The 18,444-nt window shown below is 73.2% G+C and carries 14 protein-coding genes; 9 read left to right on the top strand and 5 right to left on the bottom strand.

All coding sequences use genetic code 11. The features are described from left to right. Window positions 1-6: 6 nt before the first annotated feature. The 5 genes from ACN27B_RS02415 to ACN27B_RS02395 all read right to left on the bottom strand — a co-directional run bounded on the left by ACN27B_RS02415 (window position 7) and on the right by ACN27B_RS02395 (window position 7,065). Complete coding sequence (locus tag ACN27B_RS02415; RefSeq protein WP_422743310.1) at window positions 7-954, bottom strand: TAXI family TRAP transporter solute-binding subunit; 948 nt, start codon at window positions 952-954, stop codon at window positions 7-9. Window positions 955-974: 20 nt separating this feature from the next. Continuing rightward, the gene (locus tag ACN27B_RS02410; protein ID WP_091572222.1) at window positions 975-1,367 is read right to left on the bottom strand and encodes a roadblock/LC7 domain-containing protein; all 393 of its coding nucleotides are present in this window, start codon (window positions 1,365-1,367) and stop codon (window positions 975-977) included. Continuing rightward, window positions 1,364-3,745, bottom strand: a complete 2,382-nt coding sequence (locus ACN27B_RS02405; RefSeq protein WP_422743308.1) for a nitrate- and nitrite sensing domain-containing protein — start codon at window positions 3,743-3,745, stop codon at window positions 1,364-1,366. The genes ACN27B_RS02410 and ACN27B_RS02405 overlap by 4 nt, the downstream gene beginning before the upstream one ends. 63 nt (window positions 3,746-3,808) lie before the next feature. Further along, window positions 3,809-4,828 carry a TAXI family TRAP transporter solute-binding subunit gene (locus ACN27B_RS02400; RefSeq protein ID WP_091572230.1) on the bottom strand — a complete coding sequence of 340 codons (1,020 nt, stop codon included), beginning with the start codon at window positions 4,826-4,828 and terminating at the stop codon, window positions 3,809-3,811. Then, complete coding sequence (locus ACN27B_RS02395; protein WP_422743305.1) at window positions 4,825-7,065, bottom strand: TRAP transporter permease; 2,241 nt, start codon at window positions 7,063-7,065, stop codon at window positions 4,825-4,827. The genes ACN27B_RS02400 and ACN27B_RS02395 overlap by 4 nt, the downstream gene beginning before the upstream one ends. A gap of 246 nt (window positions 7,066-7,311) precedes the next feature. Here ACN27B_RS02395 and ACN27B_RS02390 point away from each other — a divergent pair, with 246 nt between their 5' ends. From ACN27B_RS02390 to ACN27B_RS02350, 9 genes are all read left to right on the top strand, one after another. Next, window positions 7,312-8,244, top strand: coding sequence for an ABC transporter ATP-binding protein (locus ACN27B_RS02390; RefSeq protein WP_422743303.1), 933 nt, complete (start codon window positions 7,312-7,314; stop codon window positions 8,242-8,244). Between the two features lie 844 nt (window positions 8,245-9,088). Then, the gene (locus tag ACN27B_RS02385) at window positions 9,089-9,886 is read left to right on the top strand and encodes an ABC transporter permease (RefSeq protein WP_422743301.1); all 798 of its coding nucleotides are present in this window, start codon (window positions 9,089-9,091) and stop codon (window positions 9,884-9,886) included. Between the two features lie 11 nt (window positions 9,887-9,897). Then, window positions 9,898-10,704: an ABC transporter permease gene (locus tag ACN27B_RS02380; RefSeq protein ID WP_422743299.1), complete on the top strand. Its 807-nt coding sequence runs from the start codon at window positions 9,898-9,900 to the stop codon at window positions 10,702-10,704. Between the two features lie 60 nt (window positions 10,705-10,764). Then, window positions 10,765-11,781, top strand: coding sequence for a YihY/virulence factor BrkB family protein (locus ACN27B_RS02375; protein ID WP_422743297.1), 1,017 nt, complete (start codon window positions 10,765-10,767; stop codon window positions 11,779-11,781). Between the two features lie 203 nt (window positions 11,782-11,984). After that, window positions 11,985-13,163, top strand: coding sequence for an ROK family protein (locus ACN27B_RS02370; protein WP_091572254.1), 1,179 nt, complete (start codon window positions 11,985-11,987; stop codon window positions 13,161-13,163). A 215-nt stretch (window positions 13,164-13,378) separates the two neighbouring features. Then, window positions 13,379-14,974, top strand: coding sequence for a sugar ABC transporter ATP-binding protein (locus tag ACN27B_RS02365; RefSeq protein ID WP_422745815.1), 1,596 nt, complete (start codon window positions 13,379-13,381; stop codon window positions 14,972-14,974). Further along, the gene (locus tag ACN27B_RS02360) at window positions 14,971-16,059 is read left to right on the top strand and encodes an ABC transporter permease (protein WP_422743295.1); all 1,089 of its coding nucleotides are present in this window, start codon (window positions 14,971-14,973) and stop codon (window positions 16,057-16,059) included. Before ACN27B_RS02365 ends, ACN27B_RS02360 begins: the two co-directional genes overlap by 4 nt. Window positions 16,060-16,149: 90 nt before the next feature. Continuing rightward, the gene (locus ACN27B_RS02355) at window positions 16,150-17,202 is read left to right on the top strand and encodes a substrate-binding domain-containing protein (RefSeq protein WP_091572263.1); all 1,053 of its coding nucleotides are present in this window, start codon (window positions 16,150-16,152) and stop codon (window positions 17,200-17,202) included. Window positions 17,203-17,222: 20 nt separating this feature from the next. Beyond that, window positions 17,223-18,422 (top strand): Gfo/Idh/MocA family protein, encoded by a 1,200-nt coding sequence (locus ACN27B_RS02350; RefSeq protein ID WP_091572268.1) that lies wholly within the window; start codon window positions 17,223-17,225, stop codon window positions 18,420-18,422. The last annotated feature ends 22 nt before the right edge of the window (window positions 18,423-18,444 follow it).

The following is an 18,444-nucleotide window of genomic DNA, read 5'->3' as shown; positions in this document are numbered from 1 at the left end:
GCGCGGTCAGCCGTCGTCGCGGTAGAACCGCGCCGCGCCCGGGTGCAGCGGAATCGGGTCGGTCAGCGCCGCGCTGGACCGGGTGAAGTTCGCCGCCTCCGGGTGCACCCGGACCAGCTCGCCCTGCCAGGTGAAGAGCACCCGGGTCAGGTCGTACGCGAGTTGGTCCGGCATGTCCGCGGCCACCAGGATCACGTTCGCCACCGTGATGGTCGGCGTCGGCTCGGGCGTGCCGTAGACCTCCTTCGGCAGCGTGGCGGTGGTGTAGACCGAGCCGTAACGGGCCCCCAACGGCTCGATCAGTTCGGTCAGCGGCAGCAGCCGGAACGCGCCGGGGGCGGCGGAGAGCAGGTCCTTGACGCCGGGGGTGGGCAGCCCGCCGGAGAAGAACATGGCGTCCAGCGCGTTGGCCCGCATCTGCTTCACGGTCTCCGGCAGCGACAGGTTGACCCGCCGGATGTCCCGGTCCGGGTTGATGCCGCCGGCGGTCAGCAGGCGGCCGGCGATGATGTCGGTGCCGGACCTCGGCGAGCCGGTGGAGATCCGCTTGCCGCGCAGGTCCGCGAAACTGCGGATCTTGCCGTCGGCCCGAACGATCACGTGGGTGTAGTTGCTGTAGACGCGGGCCAGCGCCCGCACCGGCTGCGGTTGCTTGTCGAACGCGCCCCGCCCGTTGACCGCGTCCGCGGCGGTGTCCGCCAGGCTGAACGCGATCTCCATGTCGCCACCGGCCACCCGGGTGATGTTCTCCACCGACGCCCCGGTCGGCTCCGCCCGTGCCTCGTAGCCGGGCAGGTGGCGGCTGATCAGGTCGGCGTACCCGCCGCCGAGCTGGTAGTAGACGCCGGTGGTGTTGCCGGTGGCCAGGAAGATCCGCCCGCCGTGCCACGCCGGCGTCCCGGCGTCCCCGCCGCCGCAGCCGGCCAGCAGCGCGACCGCCGACAGGGCGGCCACCAACCACCGCGGGCGGCCGGTCACCGGCGGGCCGCCGGTTCCAGCGCCTCCGCCACCCGCTGCACCAGCGTCGCCGTCTCGTAGCCGATCTGGCCCAGGTCGCAGCCGGGCGCGGCGAGCACGCCGAGCAGCGCCCGCTCACCGACCGCCATCACCAGCATCACGCCGCCGTCCATGTCCACGATCTGCTGGCGTACCCGGCCGGCGGACATCAGCCGGGCCGCCCCGACGGTCAGGCTCGCCAGACCGCTGATCACCGCGGCGAGCTGGTCGACCTGGTCGGCGGAGAGGTCGGGGGAGGCGGCGAGCCGCAGGCCGTCCTCGGAGACCGCGAGCGCGTGCGAGACGTCCGGCACCTGCTCGGCGAAGTTCGCCAGCAGCCAGTCGAGTCCGGCGGTAACGGGTGTGGTCATGGCGTTCTCCCGGTGGGTGTGGTGTTCGGGGCACGGCGCGTCGCGCTGGCCACCCCCTCGGCGAGGGCGGACAGCCGGGCGCGTACCACCTCGGGGTCGAGCAGGTCCGTCGCGGGCGGTGACGCGGGGGCGTCGGGCATCGGCGCGGGCAGGTGCCCGCCCCGGGTCCGGCGCGGCAGGCCGGCGGCGGTGGTGGACACGGGCGCCGGCGGCGCGCTGGCCGGGCGGATCCGCGCCACGCTGGGCGCCAGCAGGGCGCTGCCCGGGGGGCGTACCGCGGCGACGCCCCGCACGACGCCCGCCGACGGCGCGGCCTCGGCCGTCACCGGCGCGGCGGCGACCAGGCCCCGGGTGGTGGCCGGGCGGGTCGCGGCCGCGCCCGCGGTGAACCAGGGCGCGGCGAGCCCGGTCGGTGACCGGCGTTCGGCGGTGGGCCGGCGACTCACCGACTCGACCCGGGTCAGCACCGACTCGGGCACCTCCACCTGGGCCACCGTGCCACCGGAGGCGTCGTGCAACTGCACCCGGATCCCGTGCCGGGCGGCCAGGTGCGCCACCACGTGCAGGCCCATGCTGCCGGCGGCGGCGCTGGACAGCGTGGCCGGCACGGCGAGCCGCTCGTTGATCTCGGCCAGCCGGCCGTCGCTGATGCCGATGCCCTGGTCGTGCACGCGCAGGACGAGGCCGTCGACGGTGCGCCGCCCGTCGACCAGCACCCGGGCGTCCGGCGGGGAGTAGACGGTGGCGTTCTCCAGCAGCTCGGCCAGCAGGTGCACCAGGTTGCCGACGGCCGCGCCGTGCACCGCGGCGGTCGGCACGTCGATCTCCACCCGGAGGTAGTCCTCGATCTCGGAGGCCGCCGCGCGCACCACGTCGTCGAGGAGCAACGCGCCCTCGTGCCCCCGCCCGGGCTCACCGCCGGCGAGGACCAGCAGGTTCTCGCCGTTGCGCCGCAGCCGGGCGGCCAGGTGGTCCAGCGCGAAGAGCCGGGCCAGCGCGTCCGGGTCGGTCTCCTCGCGTTCGAAGTCGTCGAGCAGCCGGAGCTGCCGGGTGATCAGCGTGCGGATCCGGCGGGCCAGCGCCTCGGCCATCCGGGTCACGTCCAGCCGCAGCTCCGCCTGCTGGCCGGCGAGGCGCAGCGCGGCCCGGTTGACGGTGTCGAACGCCTCGGCGACCTGGGCCACCTCGTCCTGACCCCGACGGATCCCGTCGGTCATCCGGGTCGCCGGACCCTCCGCCGGCGCGCCCTCGCCCGCCGCGATCGCGGTGATCCGGTCCGGCAGCTCCCGGTTGGCCATGGTGAGCGCGGCGACCCGCAGCCGGCGCAGCCGACGGCTGGTGCGTACCGCCAGCAGCACGGCGGTGACCAGCGACCCGAGCGCGACGGTGCTGGTCGCGCCGGCGGTCAGCACCGCCCGCCACCGGGCGGTGCCGGCCAGGTCGGCGGCGTCGCGGTCCAGCCCGTCGGAGAGTTCCCGGCCGAGCAGGTTGTACCGCCGGATGGCACCGCTCTGCGCCACGTACCAGGCGTCGCCGTCGGTCTCCAGCGTCTCGGGCGCGCCGTCGGTGTCCAGCACGGTGTCGCGCATGCGCCGGGCGGTCGTCACGTCCGTGCCGTCGACCAGCCGGTACCAGGCGGCGTTCGCCGGGGCCGAGGCGATCCGGAGGAACTCGGCCTGCCGTTGCTCCCGGGCCCCCCGGAGCCGACCGAGCCGGGCCAGCTCGCCCCGCTCCAGCGCACCCCGGACGAAGACCGCGCGGAGCAGGTCGCGCTCCAGCGCGGACAGGTGCTCCTGGGCGGCCACCGACGCCACCTCGCGCGCCTCGTTGGCCAGGCCGGCGTCGCGGAGCTGGCTGGGCAGCGCGTCCGCCACCGCGAGCAGCGACTCGACGAGCGTCCCGTACGCCGGGTCGCCGCGCTCCCCGGCCAGCGCCAGTTCCCGGGCCGGGCCGAGCCGGTCGAGGTGGCCGTTCGCGTCGTCGAGCACGGCGGCCAGGTCGGGGGCGGCCCGCCGGGCGTCGCCACCGGCCGAGCGGTAACGGTCGACGGCGGCGTCCACCCGACGTCGCTGCGCGTCCACCAGCGGCCGACCGGAGGCGCCGCCCCGCTGGCGCAGCGCCGCCGTCTCACCGAGTTCCCGTTCCAGCTCGTGCACCAGCCGTACCGTCGCCGTTGCGGTGCCGGCGAGCACGCGGGCCCGGTCGGCGTCGGCGGACGCGTCCAGCGCGGCGCCGGTCTGGGCCGCGCCCAGCACCACCAGACCGGCGGTCGCCACCAGGATCGGGGCGAGCAGCTGGACGCGGACCGACCGGAGACGCCCGGCGCGGTCCGCGGAACGGTGGTGGCGGCGTACGCGGGTGGGGTGGGGCAGCGGCACGGGGGTCTCCCGGTCGATGTCGGTGGGCCGGGCCCGGACAGGGTCCGGGCCCGGCCGGTCGGGTCAGCTCGCGCCGAGGTCGGTGAGCGCCCGTTCCGCGCCCCGGTGCAGCGGCACCGGGTCGGTCTTGCGGGCGTTGCCCAGCTCGATGCCCTTGGCGGCCGGGTTGGCCTGGGCGAGGACGTCCTTGCGGTCGAAGACGGTCCGGGTGATCGCGCAGGCCACGTCCGCGTCGAGGTTGTCCCGCACGAGCAGCACGTTGGGCACGACGATGGTGGGCACGTCGGCCGGTGTCTTGTAGATGTCCTTGCCGATGGTGCCGGCCTGGTAGGCCGGGTTCAGCCCGGACATCGTCGGCAGCAGCGGGCTGATGTCGACGAACCGCACCTTGTCGCCGGCGGTGGTGAACAGGTCGGTGACCCCGCCGGTCGGGATGCCGCCGGACCAGAAGAACCCGTCGATGCTGCCGTCCTTCATGCCGTCGACGGTCTTGGTCAGGTCGAGCCGCTGCGCCTGGACGTCCTTGGCCGGGTCCAGCCCCGCGGCGGTGAGCAGGCGGTTGGCGATGACCTCGGTGCCGGACTTGGGCGAGCCGGTGGAGATCTTCTTGCCCTTCATGTCCGCGACCGAGGTGATGCCCGCGTCGGCCCGCACGACCACCTGCGTGTAGTTGTCGTAGATCCGGGACAGCGCCTTGACCGGCTGCGGCGAGCTGAAGCTGCCCTTGCCCTGCACCGCGTTGACCGCGGTGTCGAACAGGGAGAACGCCACGTCGTACTGGCCGGCGACGAGCTGCTCGACGTTCTGCACCGAGGCGCCCGTCTCGGCGGCCGTCCCGGTGAGCTTGCCGTCGGTGGTCTTGCTCAGCTCACCGGCGAGCGCGTTGCCGACCACGTAGTAGACCCCGGTGGCGTTGCCGGTGGCGATGCCGACCCGGGTGTCCTTGGTGACCTTGCAGGTGACGTCGCGGGCGGCGTCGTCCGTCGCCGCGCCGTCCTGTCGGCCCCCGCAGCCGGCGGCGCCGGCGGCGACCAGGGCCAACGCCCCGACGCCCGCCGCTATTCGCGTGTCGATCCGTCTCATCCTCTGTCCTCCCCATGGTGCACGGACTTCAAGGCCGACGGGCGGCCGGCGCCACGTCGGACGTACACGCCCGCGACGGTCAGCGCGGCGAGCGCCGCGCCGACCGCCATGGGCAGCGGTTCCAGCCAGAACAGCACCAGTCCGGCGACCGCGCCGAGGAGCCGCTCCGGCGTCCCGGCCGGGCCGACGCCGGGCAGCCACCCGCCGGCCGCCACGGCCAGCACGGCGACGCCGAGCGCGGAGACCGCGCCGGCCAGCACGATCCGCCCCACCCCGCCGATGCCGAGCAGGCCGAGGCCGGTCGGGGTGATCACGAAGGCGAGCGGGATGAGGTACGCCGGCAGCGCGTACCGCAGGGTCTGCCACATGGTCGGCACCAGCCGGCCGCCGGTGACCGCGGCGGCGGCGACCGCGGCCAGCGCGGTCGGCGGCGACACCTCGGACAGCACCGCGAAGTAGAAGACGAACATGGCGGCGGCGGGGGCGGCGACGCCCAGGTGCAGCAGCGCCGGGCCGATGATCACCCAGCCGATCACGAAGGACGCGGTGACCGGCACGGCGAGGCCGAGCAGGCTGAGCGCGACCGCGGCGAGCACGGCGGTGAGCGCCAGCACCACGGCCGGCTCCGAGCTGACCGACTGCGCGCCGGAGACCAGCAGCGCGGCCGCCTGCGGGCCGAGACCGGTCTTGGTGGTGGTGGCGGTGATGATGCCCGCCGCGGCGCACACCGCGCTCACCGCGAGCACCCCGCGGACGCCGTCGCGCAGCGCCGCGACCAGCCGGGCCGGGGTGAGCCGGTGCCGGCGGTCCAGGAAGGACAGCACGGCGGCGAGCGCGGTGGCGATCACCACGGCCCGCATCGCCGAGGCGCCCAGCGCCAGCACCACCACGATCGCGAGCAGGGAGAGGAAGTGGTAGCCGAAGCGGGCCAGCAGCCGCCAGGCCGAACCGGTGTCGATGACCACCGGCCGCACGCCGGAGCGCCGGGCGTCGATCTCGACGGAGAGCAGGATGCCCAGGTAGTAGAGGACGGTCGGCACGGTGGCCCAGCCGAGCACCTGGAGGTAGGACACGCCCAGGTACTCGGCGATGATGAAGGCCGCCGCGCCGAGCGTCGGCGGCGACAGGATCGCGCCGACCCCGGCCGCGGCGAGCATGCCGCCGGCCCGCTCGGCGGGGTAGCCGGCGCGGCGCAGGATCGGCCAGGTCACCGCTCCGATGCTGACCGTGGTGGCGGCGCCGGAGCCGGAGACGGTGCCGAGCAGGAAGCCGGAGGCGACGGCGGTCCGCCCCGCGGCGGTGCGGGAGCGGCGGAACGCGGCGGCGGAGAGCTCCACGAAGAACCGACCCGCCCCGGAGAGGTCGAGCACCGCGCCGTAGATGGTGAACAGCACGATGTACGACGCGGCCACGTCGAGCGGGGTGCCGTAGAAGCCGCTGTCGGAGTTGTAGAACGCGTCGACCAGCTGCCCGAAGTCCAGCCCCGCGTGGGCCACCGGCCAGGACTGGGGGAGCAGCCCGCCGTAGTAGCCGTAGCCGAGGAACATCACGCACACCGCCGGCAGGATCCATCCGGTGGTGCGGCGGCACGCCTCCAGCAGCAGGAGCAGCAGCCCGGTGCCGAACGCCACGTCGAGCGGGTCGAGCAGGCCCTGCCGGTCGAGGAACGCGTCGTAGCCGCCGCCGGCCGCGCCGAGCGTCACCGGCAGCACCGGGTAGAGGCAGACCAGCAGCGCGGCGAGCGCGAGGGCCCAGTCGACCGCCGTCGGCCCGGGCCGCCCGGTCGCCGTCCGCCGTGGCCGCACCCCCGAGGGGTACGCCAGGAAAACCATCGGGAGTACGCCGGCGAGAAAGATGATGAGGTAGTACTTGCTCCCCTGGGGCAGCGGGAAGAACACCTGCCAGAGCGTCAGCAGCGCGACCGCGACGGTGACCGCGGTGAAGAGCCGGCCGACCGGTCCGGAGAGCGTCCGCCCCGGTTTCTCCTCCTCGAACCGCGCGGCCAGTTCGCGGGTGTCCGGGTGGTCCGGGTCCCGGGTGTGGTGGTGCGTCTCGCCCGGCCCGTCGTCGGCCCACGCCGGGTCGCCCACCCCGCCGTCGTCGGGCGGGAGCGGCACCGCGTCGGAGTCCACTTCGGACCCCGGACGCCCGCCGGCGGGCGTCCGGGGTGACGGGGGAGTGGAGTCGGAGGGGCGAACGGGTGGCACGAGGGGGCACGATACGCGAATGGCGCACATGATGGGAACATTGCCGATCGTGATTGCATTGAGTGACGGAATGAGCCTTCGCTCACTCACCGCACACTCTTTTCGAAGCGATTTCACAATTGTTCTGCCATAAAGACGAACCGGTCTTCGGGAGTCGCTCCACTATGGTGAGTTAGGCCCGCTTCCAACGATGAAATGGGTCCATCACGGAGCGTAGTGACGGTCACGCAACGTGCGGGCGCGCGGGTTGTCGGACCGGGCGGTTAGGGTCGGCCGGTGACCATCGGGCAACCACTCATCCAGGCGCGGGGGCTGGTGAAGCGGTTCGGCGACTTCACCGCCGTCGACGGCATCGACGTCGAGGTCCGTCGCGGCGAGGCGTTCGGCTTCCTCGGTCCCAACGGTGCGGGCAAGTCCTCCACCATGCGCATGATCGGTTGCATCTCCCCGCCGTCCGGGGGCGAACTGCGCATCCTCGGGCTCGACCCGGTGCGCGACGGCCCGGCCATCCGGGCCCGGCTCGGGGTCTGCCCGCAGCTCGACAGCCTCGACCCCGAGCTGACCGTCCGCGAGAACCTCACCACCTACGCGCGCTACTTCGGCATCCCGCGCCGGGTGGCCCGCGAGCGCGCCGCCGAGCTGCTCGACTTCGTCCAGCTCGCCGAGCGGGCCGAGAGCCGGGTCGACCCGCTGTCCGGCGGCATGAAGCGGCGGCTGACGATCGCCCGGGCGCTGGTCAACAACCCGGAGATCGTGCTGCTCGACGAGCCCACCACCGGCCTCGACCCGCAGGCCCGGCACCTGGTCTGGGAGCGCCTGTTCCGGCTCAAGCAGCAGGGCGTGACGCTGGTGCTCACCACCCACTACATGGACGAGGCGGAGCAGCTCTGCGACCGCCTGGTGGTGATGGACGGCGGCCGGATCGTCGCCGAGGGGTCGCCCCGCGCGCTGATCGAGCGGCACGCCACCCGCGAGGTGGTCGAGCTGCGCTTCGCGGGCGACTCGCAGGAGGCGTTCGCCGGCAAGCTCGACGGGCTGGGCGAGCGCGTCGAGGTGCTGCCCGACCGCATCCTGCTCTACGTCTCCGACGGCGACGCCGCGGTGGCCGAGGTGTCCGCGCGCGGCCTGGACCCGGCCGGCGTGCTGGTGCGGCGCGGCAGCCTGGAGGACGTCTTCCTCCACCTCACCGGCCGCACCCTGATCGACTGACGCCCGAGCCGTTCGTGCGGCGGGGCCGGCTGTCCCAAGGACCGGCATGCCTTCGTGACCCCGTCGAACCTGACGGAGGTCGGTACCCGTGGTTGGTGCCCGCGGTTGGTGGCCTTTTGCTCGTGGGGCCCGGGGCGGGTCACGAGGGCCGTGCTGTCCGGCTTGCTCGTGGGCCGGAGCCCCGCTCGCGGCGGTGAGGCGGTGGCGCGAGCGGAGGGTGCGCCCGCGCGGTCGCGTACCGGGGGTGTACGACGCCGCCCACCCCGCCGGCGATTCCGCGTCCGGACGGTCCCGCCCCGCCACCGCGGAACCGGACACCCACCCACCGGACACGATCCGGCGCATCCCTCCGAGGGGTGACACCCACCGCGTTCCACCCACCGCCCGTCAACTCCGTCGGTGGAACACCGTGGGTGTGTTCTGGCCTTGGGGGCACCCATGGCGTTCCACTCGTCGGCTGTTGACGCCGTGGGTGGAACACCATGGGTGCGTCCCGGCTCGGACCATCTGCGCCACCCCCCCCGGAGAGGGCGAGGCGCCACATGCCCGCCCGCCGAGATCTTGGAAGGAAACGGCCCTCAGAGGGGCCTCGCACTTCCAAGATCTCCCACGGAAGCGGACACCCGCACGGATGGGCCGCCAGATCGGGACGGTGGCGGCGTCGGGCCTTCGCCCCCGGCGCCTGACGCGGGTTCGTCGCCGGGCTCGCCCCCGGCGCTGACCGGCCCGAGCAGCCCGACCCGGCGAGTGCCGACGCCGAGGAGGCGTCGGGACCCCACCGCCGACGGGTCACGCTGGCGCCTGTCGTACCCGCCCGGTAGGAAGGTCGGCGGGGGTGGTGCGGGTGACGACGGCGACGGGCCGGGCCGGGGCGGGTGTGCCACGGGTGCCGGCGGTGGCGGTGTTCGCCCACTACCTGGTCAACTACCGGCGCACGTGGCGGGCGGGCGTCTTCTCGTCCTTCCTGCTGCCGGTGCTCACGGTGGTCGGCTTCGGCTTCGGCGTCGGGGCCTACGTCGGCCAGGGCGTCGACGGGGTGCCCTACCTGCCGTGGCTGGTGCCCGGCCTGATCGCCTCGACCGCCTTCCAGGTCGCCGTCGCCGAGTCGACCTGGCCGGTGCACAGCAACTTCAAGTGGGTGCGCACCTACCACGCCCAGGTCGCCGCGCCCCTGCGCACCGGTGACATCGTGGCCGGTCACCTGGGCTTCGTGCTGTTCCGGGTGGTCACCAGCGCGCTGGCGTTCCTGCTGGTGGCCGCCGTGTTCGGGGCGTTGCGGTCGCCCTGGGCGGTGGCCGTGGCGCCGCTCGCCCTGCTGCTCGGCCTGGCGGTGGCCGCGCCGGCCTTCGCGTTCAGCGCGTGGGTGCCGAGCGACAGCTACCTCGCGTTGCTGTTCCGGTTCGCGGTGATCCCGATGACGCTCTTCTCCGGGGTGTTCTTCCCGGTCGAGTCGATGCCGGCCGGGCTGCGGCCGGTCGCCTGGGCCACGCCGCTCTGGCACGCCGTGGACCTGTGCCGGGCCGCCACCCTGGGGGTCGCGCCCCGGTGGTCGGTCGCCGGTCACCTGCTCTACCTCGCGGCCTGGGCCGGCGCCGGCTGGTGGCTGGCGCTGCGGGCGTTCCGCCGTCAACTCGTCGTCTAGGAAGGGGTGTCGTGGTCGGTCTCGTCCTGCCCCGGCTGGCCGGCGTCACGGGGGCGCGCCGCTCCGCCGCGATCGCCGAGCGCAACCTCACCGCGCTGCGCAGCGCCTACTGGCTGGTGCTGGTCTCCGGCTTCCTGGAGCCGGTGCTCTACCTGCTGTCGATCGGCATCGGGGTGGGCGCGCTGGTCGGTGACCTGACGCTGCCCGGCGGCGCGGTGGTGTCCTACGCGGCGTTCGTCGCGCCGGCCATGCTGGCCTCCTCGGCGATGAGCGGCGCGCTGTCCGAGACCACGTTCAACTTCTTCGGCAAGATGAAATACATGAAGCTGTACGACGGGGTCATCGCGACCCCGGTGCAGCCGTTCGAGATCGCCCTCGGCGAGCTGGGCTGGGCGATGGCGCGGGGTGGCCTCTACTCGGCCGCGTTCCTGCTGATCATGGTGACGCTCGACCTGACCACCGCGTCACGCGCGCTCGTCGCGTTCCCGGCGGCGGTGCTGGTGGGGTTCGCGTTCGGCGCGCTCGGCATGACGGTCGCGACGCTGCTGCGCAGTTGGCAGGATTTCGACCTGATGGGCTCGGCCCAGTTCACCCTCTTCCTCTTCTCCGGCACGTTCGTGCCCGCCGAGGCCTACCCGGCGGCGTTGCGCTGGCTGGTCGAGCTGACCCCGCTCTACCGGTCGGTGCACCTGATCCGCGGCGTGTGCGTGGGGGAGTCCGGCTGGTCCTGGGTGCTCGACGTGGCCTACCTGGTGGCGTTGACCGGCGGCATGCTGGCGCTGGCCTCCCGGCGGATGGGCAGGTTGCTCTACCTGTAGCTGGTTACCGGGCCCGGCCGCGGGGCAAGTCGTGCAGGACGACACGACGAGGGAGGTGCGATGGCCACCGACGAGTCTCCCGCCCGCGAGGGGCGCGAGCGCACCGGGCCGGTGGGGCCGGACGACGGTCCGGACAGCCCGACCGACCTGCCGGGCCCCGGTTGGGTGGCGACGCTCAAGCGGACCGTCCGGGAGTTCCAGGACGACAGCCTGACCGACTGGGCCGCCGCGCTGACCTACTACGGGGTGCTCTCGATCTTCCCGGGCGTGCTGGTGCTGATCTCGATGCTCGGCCTGCTCGGTGAGCGGGCGACCCAGGGCGTGCAGGACACGGTCAACCAGGTGGTGCCGGAGCCCAACATCCGCACGATCATCGAGAGCGCGATCACGCAGGCCGGTGACTCCGGCGGGCTGGCGAGCGTCGCGGCGGTGATCGGTCTGGTCGCCGCGTTCTGGTCGGCCTCCGGCTACGTGGCCGCGTTCATGCGCGCCTCGAACAGCATCTACGACGTACCGGAGGGGCGGCCGATCTGGAAGACGCTGCCGATCCGCCTCGGCGTGACCGCGGTGATCGGCGTGATGCTGCTGGCCAGCGCCGTGATCGTGGTGTTCACCGGCGGGCTGGCCGAGCAGGCCGGCGATGCGATCGGGCTGGGCTCGACCGCCGTCACGGTGTGGAACATCGCCAAGTGGCCGGTGCTGCTGGTGCTGGTCAGCCTGATGTTCGCGATCCTCTACTGGGCGTCGCCGAACGCCAAGCACGGCGGGTTCCGCTGGGTCAGCCCCGGCGGAGTGCTCGCGGTGGTGCTCTGGCTGGTGGTGTCCGGCCTCTTCGCGCTCTACGTGAGCAACTTCGGCTCGTACAACGAGACCTACGGCGCCGTGGCCGGCGTGATCATCTTCCTGATCTGGCTCTGGCTGAGCAACATCGCCATCCTGCTCGGCGCGGAGTTCGACGCCGAGTTGGAGCGCAGCCGCGCCATCGCCGCCGGGCACCCGGCCGACGAGGAGCCCTACGTCGAGCTGCGCGACGACCGCAAGCTGCGGAAGAAGCCCAACGCGCCGACTCCCCGCTGACCACCCTCGCGTCGCCCCGCCCGGAGAACCGGGCGGGGCGACGCGTTTTCATGATCCGGAACACGCTTTTGTTCGTATGGACAAAAGTTTCCATCGGTTGTGCCGAAGCTATGGACACGTGACCCGGAAGGCTCCTACTGTGTCGGACACGACACATCGCCGTTGCGTCGATGTGAACGACTCCGATGCGGAGGTGAGCGCCGGTGCGGACGGTCGATCCCCTGCACGTGCGGCTCCTGCGGTTGCTCCGGGACGAGGGCGCGGTCTCCCGCGCCGAGCTCGGCGACCGCCTCCAGATGCCCCGCCCGCGCCTGCTCGCCGAGCTGGAACGCCTGGTCGCCCTCGGCTACGTGGCCGAGGCCGGACTTGCCGCCTCCCGGGGCGGGCGCCGGTCCACCCTGGTCGAGCTGAGCCCGCGCCTGCGCTTCGCCTCGGTCGACCTGGGCGCCAGCTCGATCGACGTCGAGGTGGTCAACGGGCGGCTGGAGCCGGTGACCGCGTACACCGAACCCGCCGACATCCGCTCCGGGCCCAAGGTGACCCTGCACCGGGTCAACGAGCTGCTGCACAAGGCCCGGGTGGACGGGGCGTACGAGCGACTGGACGCGATCGGCATCGGCGTGCCCGGCCCGGTGAGCTTCCGCGACGGGGTCCCGGTCTCCCCGCCGATCATGCCCGGTTGGGACCGCTTCCCGGTCCGCGAGCTGCTGACCCGTGAGCACGGCTGCCCGGCGGTGGTCGACAACGACGTCAACATCATGGCCATCGGCGAGCGGCACGGCGGTGTCGCCCACTCGGTCGACGACTTCCTCTTCATCAAGATCGGCACCGGCATCGGCTGCGGCATCTATCTGCACGGCGAGGTCTACCGGGGCACCGACGGGTGCGCCGGCGACATCGGCCACATCCAGGTCGACCCGAACGGGCCGATGTGCTCCTGCGGCAACCTCGGCTGCCTCGAAGCGGTGTTCAGCGGCGCGGCGTTGGCCCGGGAGGCGACCGCCGCGGCCCGCGCCGAGGTCTCGCCGGCGCTGGTCGAGCGGCTCGCCGCCCGGGGCGTGGTGACCGCGCTCGACGTGGCACAGGGCGCGGTCGAGGGAGACGTCACCTGCATCCAGCTCATCCGCGACGGGGGTCGGCGGGTCGGCAGCGTGCTGGCCGGCCTGGTCAGCTTCACCAACCCGTCGATGATCGTGATCGGTGGCGGGCTGGCCCAGCTCGGCCACATCCTGCTCGCCGAGATCCGCAGCGTGGTCTACCGCCGCTCGCTGCCGCTGGCCACCGGCAACCTGCCGGTCGTCCTCTCCGAGCTGGGCCCACGCGCCGGCGTCGCCGGCGCGGCCGTGCTCGCCAGCGACGTCGCGTTCGGGGAAGCCGCATGACCGAGCGCAGCGAGGGCCGTGAGGGCGTGCCCGGCCAGCCCCGCATGACCGAACGCACCGAGCGCAGCGAGGGCCGTGAGGGCATGCCCGGCCAGCCCCGCATGACCGAACGCACCGAGCGCAGCGAGGGCCGTGAGGGCATGCCCGGCCAGCCCCGCATGACCGAGCGCACCGAGCGCAGCGAGGGCCGTGAGGGCATGCCCAGCCAGCCCCGCATGACCATCGAGGAGTCCGAGGAGGTCGAGGTGAGCACGAAGGAGCCGCTGGTCGAGGCGCCCGCCGACGCCGTCGCGGGCGAGGTGGTGCTGCGCCTCACCGACGTGGTCAAGACGTTCCCCGGCGTACGCGCGCTGGACGGCGTGCAGCTGGAGGTGCGGGCCGGCGAGGTGCACTGCCTGCTCGGGCAGAACGGCGCCGGCAAGTCCACCCTGATCAAGGTGCTGGCCGGCGTGCACCGGCCGGACTCCGGCGAGGTGGTGTGGCGGGGCGAGCCGGCGACGTTCGCCAACCCGCAGGCCGCGATGCGCGCCGGCATCGCCACGATTTACCAGGAACTCGACCTGGTCGACGACCTGTCGGTGGCGGAGAACGCGTTCCTCGGCCACGAGCCGCGCCGGTCCGGCTTCGTGCGGCGCGGGCTGATGGCCCGCCGTACCCGGCAGATCCTGGCCCGGCTCGGCCACCCGGAGATCCCGCCCGGCCGGCTGGTGCGGCACCTGCCGGCGGCGGGCAAGCAGATCGTCAGCATGGCCCGGGCGCTCTCCCACGAGGCCCGACTGATCATCATGGACGAGCCGAGCGCGGTGCTGGCCCACGACGAGGTGGGCAACCTGTTCCGGATCATCCGGGAACTCACCGCGCAGGGCATCGCGGTCATCTACATCTCGCACCGGATGGAGGAGATCCGCGAGATCGGCGACCGGGTCACCGTACTCAAGGACGGCCGGACCACGGCGGCGAGCCTGCCGGCCCGCGAGACCCCGACCCGCGACCTGGTCGCGCGGATGACCGGGCGGACCATCGAGTACGTCTTCCCGCAGCGCCCGGCCGCCGACGGCGCCGGCGCGGAACTGCTCCGGGTGGACGGGCTGACCCGGCACGGCGAGTTCGCCGACGTGTCGCTCGGGGTGCGCGCCGGGGAGATCGTCGGGATCGCCGGGCTGGTCGGCTCGGGCCGGTCGGAGCTGCTGGAGACCATCTTCGGGGCCCGTCGGGCGCAGGCGGGGACGGTCCGGGTCGACGGCCGGGCGCTGCGTCCGGGCAGCGTCGGCGCGGCGGTGCGGGCCGGCATGGGGATGGCGCCGGAGGAGCGCAAGAGCCAGGCGCTGCTGCTCGGCGAACCGATCTACCGCAACGTCACGCTGGCCACCTTCGGCCGGTACGCCCGTCTCGGCTTCACCGACGCCGCGCGGGAGCGGGCCGAGGCGGACCGGGTCGCCGCATCGCTGGAGCTGCGGCCCCGGGACGTACGCCGACCGGTGCGCACCCTCTCCGGCGGCAACCAGCAGAAGGTCGTGGTCGGCCGGTGGCTGCTCGGGGAGACCCGGCTGCTGCTGCTCGACGAGCCGACCCGGGGTGTGGACGTCGGCGCCCGGGCCGAGCTCTACCAGGTCATCCGGGACCTGGCCGCCCGGGGCGTCGGGGTGCTGCTGGTCTCCAGCGAGGTGCCCGAGGTGCTCGGCCTGGCCGACCGGGTGCTGGTCATGCGGGAGGGCCGGGTGGTCCGCGAGGCACCGGCCGGCGAACTCGACGAGAACACCGTGCTCGACCTCGTCATGGCGGGGTCCCTCATGGAAGGCGCACCGGCATGAGTGACGTCACTGATACGGCGCTGCCCGCGCAGTCGCCGCCGGTGGACCGGGCGGAGACCGCCAAGGCCGAGGCCGGGGCCCGGCTGTCCTGGTGGCGGGGCGACGGCGGGGAGGGCGCGAAGCGCAACCTCGGCCTGCTCGCCACGCTGGTGGTGCTGGTCGTCATCGGCATCCTGACCCGCCCCGACCTCTACGGCGACCCGAACTGGGTGTGGGGCAACACGCTCACCATCCTGAAGCTCGCCTCGGTGGTCGGCGTGGTCACCGTCGGGATGACCTTCGTGATCATCGGCGGCGGGATCGACCTGTCGGTCGGCGCGATCGTGGCGCTGGCCGGGGTCTGGTGCACCACGGTGGCGACCCAGAGCTACGGCGCCGGCGGCATGATCTTCAGCGCGCTGACCGTCGGGTTGGCCGTCGGCGTTGTCAACGGGCTGCTCATCTCGTACGGACGACTGGTGCCGTTCATCGCCACGCTGGCCATGCTGGTGGCCGCGCGGGGCCTGGCCGCGGAGATCTCCGACAAGCAGACCCAGGTCTCCACCAGCTCGTTCATCAACGGCATCGCGACCACCAAGGTGCTCGGCATCCCACTGCTGGTCTACATCCTGGTCGCGGTGGTCGCGGCCGGCTGGGTGCTGCTGAACCGGACCACGTTCGGCCGCCGCACGGTGGCGGTCGGCGGCAACCCGGAGGCGGCCCGGCTCGCCGGCATCAACGTCCGCCGGCACACCGTGCTCCTCTACGCGCTCTCCGGCCTCTGCTGCGGCATCGCCGCGGTCATGCTGACCGCGCAGGCCACCTCCGCCCAGGCGGCGATGGCGAACCTCTACGAGCTGGACGCGATCGCCGCCGCGATCATCGGCGGCACGCTGCTCAGCGGCGGGCGGGGCACCATCATCGGCTCCCTGCTCGGGGTGATCATCTTCTCCACGATCACGAACCTCTTCGCCATCAACAACCTCTCCGCCGAGGCCCAGAACATGGTCAAGGGCGGCATCATCGTCGCCGCCGTCCTGGTCCAGCAGGTGCAGTTCCGCAGCCTGACCCAGTTCCTCGCCCGCAACCGGGCCACCATCACCTGATCCCACCGCGCACGCCGGCCGCCGTCGACCCGACGGTGGTCCGGCCCACCGCACCCGAAAACACCCCACCACCTCATCCAGGAGGTCGTCATGAGAACACCGCGCCACGATCTGTCCCGCCGCCGGTTGCTCTTCGGCGGAGCCGCGGTCTCCGCCGGGGTGCTGCTCGCCGGCTGCACCAGCAACGAGCAGACCCCGACGGAGGCGCAGACGAAGGCCGCCGCGACCGGTGGCAACACCGAGCCGGGCAAGAAGGTGACCATCGGCTTCTCCGCTCCGGCCGCCGACCACGGCTGGATCGCCGCCATCACCAACAACGCCAAGGCGCAGGCCGGGGCGTACTCGGACGTGGAGCTGAAGTCGGTGGAGGCCGGCGCGGACGCGGCGGCCCAGCGGGCCGCGCTGTCCACGCTGATCTCCCAGAAGCCGGACGTGATCGTGCTGCTGCCGCACGACGGCAAGGAACTCAACGCGTTCGGCCTGGAGGCGATGAAGGCCGGCATCCCGGTGGTCAACCTGGACCGGGCCTTCCCCGACGCGCGGGCCTACCGCCTCCAGATCAAGGGCGACAACTACGGCATGGGGGTGGCCGCCGCCACCTACATCGCCGAGCAGCTCAAGGCCAAGGGCGTGAGCAACCCGGTGATCGGTGAGATCCCCGGCATCGAGTCGCTGGAGCTGACCCAGGAACGCTCCAAGGGCTTCGCCGACACGCTCGCCTCCTACGGGCTGAAGGTCGCCAACCGGCGGCCGGCCGAGTTCACCGTGGACTCCGGCCAACAGGCCGCCACCGGCCTGTTCCAGGCCCTGCCGAAGATCGACGCGGTCTGGAACCACGACGACGACCAGGGCATCGGCGTGCTCGCCGCGGTCAACCAGGCCAACCGCAAGGAGTTCTTCATGGTCGGCGGCGCCGGCTCGAAGAAGGCCATGGAGGACATCGCCGCCGACAGCACGGTGCTCAAGGCCACCGTCACCTACAGCCCGTCGATGGCCTCCTCGGCCATCTCCCTGGCCCGCTTGATCGGCCAGGGCAAGGGCATGTCCGACCTGGTCGAACTCCAGGTACCGAAGGAGATCGTGCTCTCCTCCGAGACGATCACCAAGGAGAACGCGGGCGACTACCTGAAGCTCGGGTTCTGACACACGGGGGGAGACCCACCTTGTCCACTCACGACAGGATCCTGCGGGTCGGCATGGTCGGCTACGCGTTCATGGGCGCCGCGCACTCACAGGCGTGGCGCACCGTGAACCGGGTGTTCGACCTGCCGGCGCGGGTGCGGATGTCGCTCGTCTGCGGCCGGGACGAACCGAAGGTGGCCGAGGCCGCCGACCGGCTCGGCTGGGACGGCTACACCACTGACTGGCGGCGACTCGTCGAGTCCGACGAGATCGACGTGGTCGACATCTGCACACCGGGGGACAGCCACGGCGAGATCGCGCTGGCCGCGTTGGCCGCGGGCAAGCACGTGCTGTGCGAGAAGCCGCTGGCCAACACCGTCGCCGAGGCCCGGGAGATGACGGCCGCCGCCGAGCGGGCCCGGGAGTCCGGGGTACGCGCCATGTGCGGCTTCAACTACCGGCGCGTACCCGCGGTCGCCCTGATGCGGCAGCTGGTCGCCGACGGTCGGCTCGGCGAGATCCGGCACGTCCGGGCGGTCTACCTCCAGGACTGGATCGTCGACCCGCAGTTCCCGCTGGTCTGGCGGTTGCAGAAGGACAGGGCGGGCTCCGGTGCGCTCGGCGACATCGGCGCGCACATCATCGACCTGACCCAGTACGTGACCGGCCAGCTCATCACCGGGGTCAGCGCGATCACCGAGACGTTCGTCCGCCAGCGGCCCCTGGTCGCCGGGTCGAGCGGCCTGGCCGCGCGGGCCGACGGCAACGGCAGCGCGACGGGCGAGGTCACGGTGGACGACGCGGCGGTCTTCGTGGCCCGGCTCGACGGTGGCGCGCTCGCCACCTACGAGGCCACCCGGTTCGCCACCGGCCGCAAGAACGCCCTGCGGGTCGAGATCAACGGCTCGCGCGGCAGCGTCGTGTTCGACCTGGAACGCCTCAACGAGCTGGAGTTCCTGGACGCCACCCGGCCCGCGGCCGAGCAGGGCTTCAGCCGGATCCTGGTGACCGAGGCGGACCACCCGTACCTGTCGGCGTGGTGGCCGCCGGGCCACATCATCGGCTACGAGCACTCCTTCACCCACCAGATGCGGGACTTCGTCGAGGCGGTCGCCACCGGCGCCGACCCGGCTCCGTCGTTCGCCGACGCGTTGCAGGTCCAGCTCGTGCTCGACGCGGTCACCCGCTCGGCCGAGCGGGCCGCGTGGACGGAGGTGACACCCGCCCTGGCCGAGGTGTGACGCCGGGCCCCCGCTCACCCAG

The sequence above is a fragment of the Micromonospora sp. WMMD754 genome (assembly GCF_049315235.1).
Classification (GTDB): Bacteria; Actinomycetota; Actinomycetes; order Mycobacteriales; family Micromonosporaceae; genus Micromonospora; species Micromonospora sediminicola.
The sequence above is the reverse complement of the archived record's forward strand: the minus strand, read 5'-3'. Positions and strand labels throughout refer to the sequence as shown.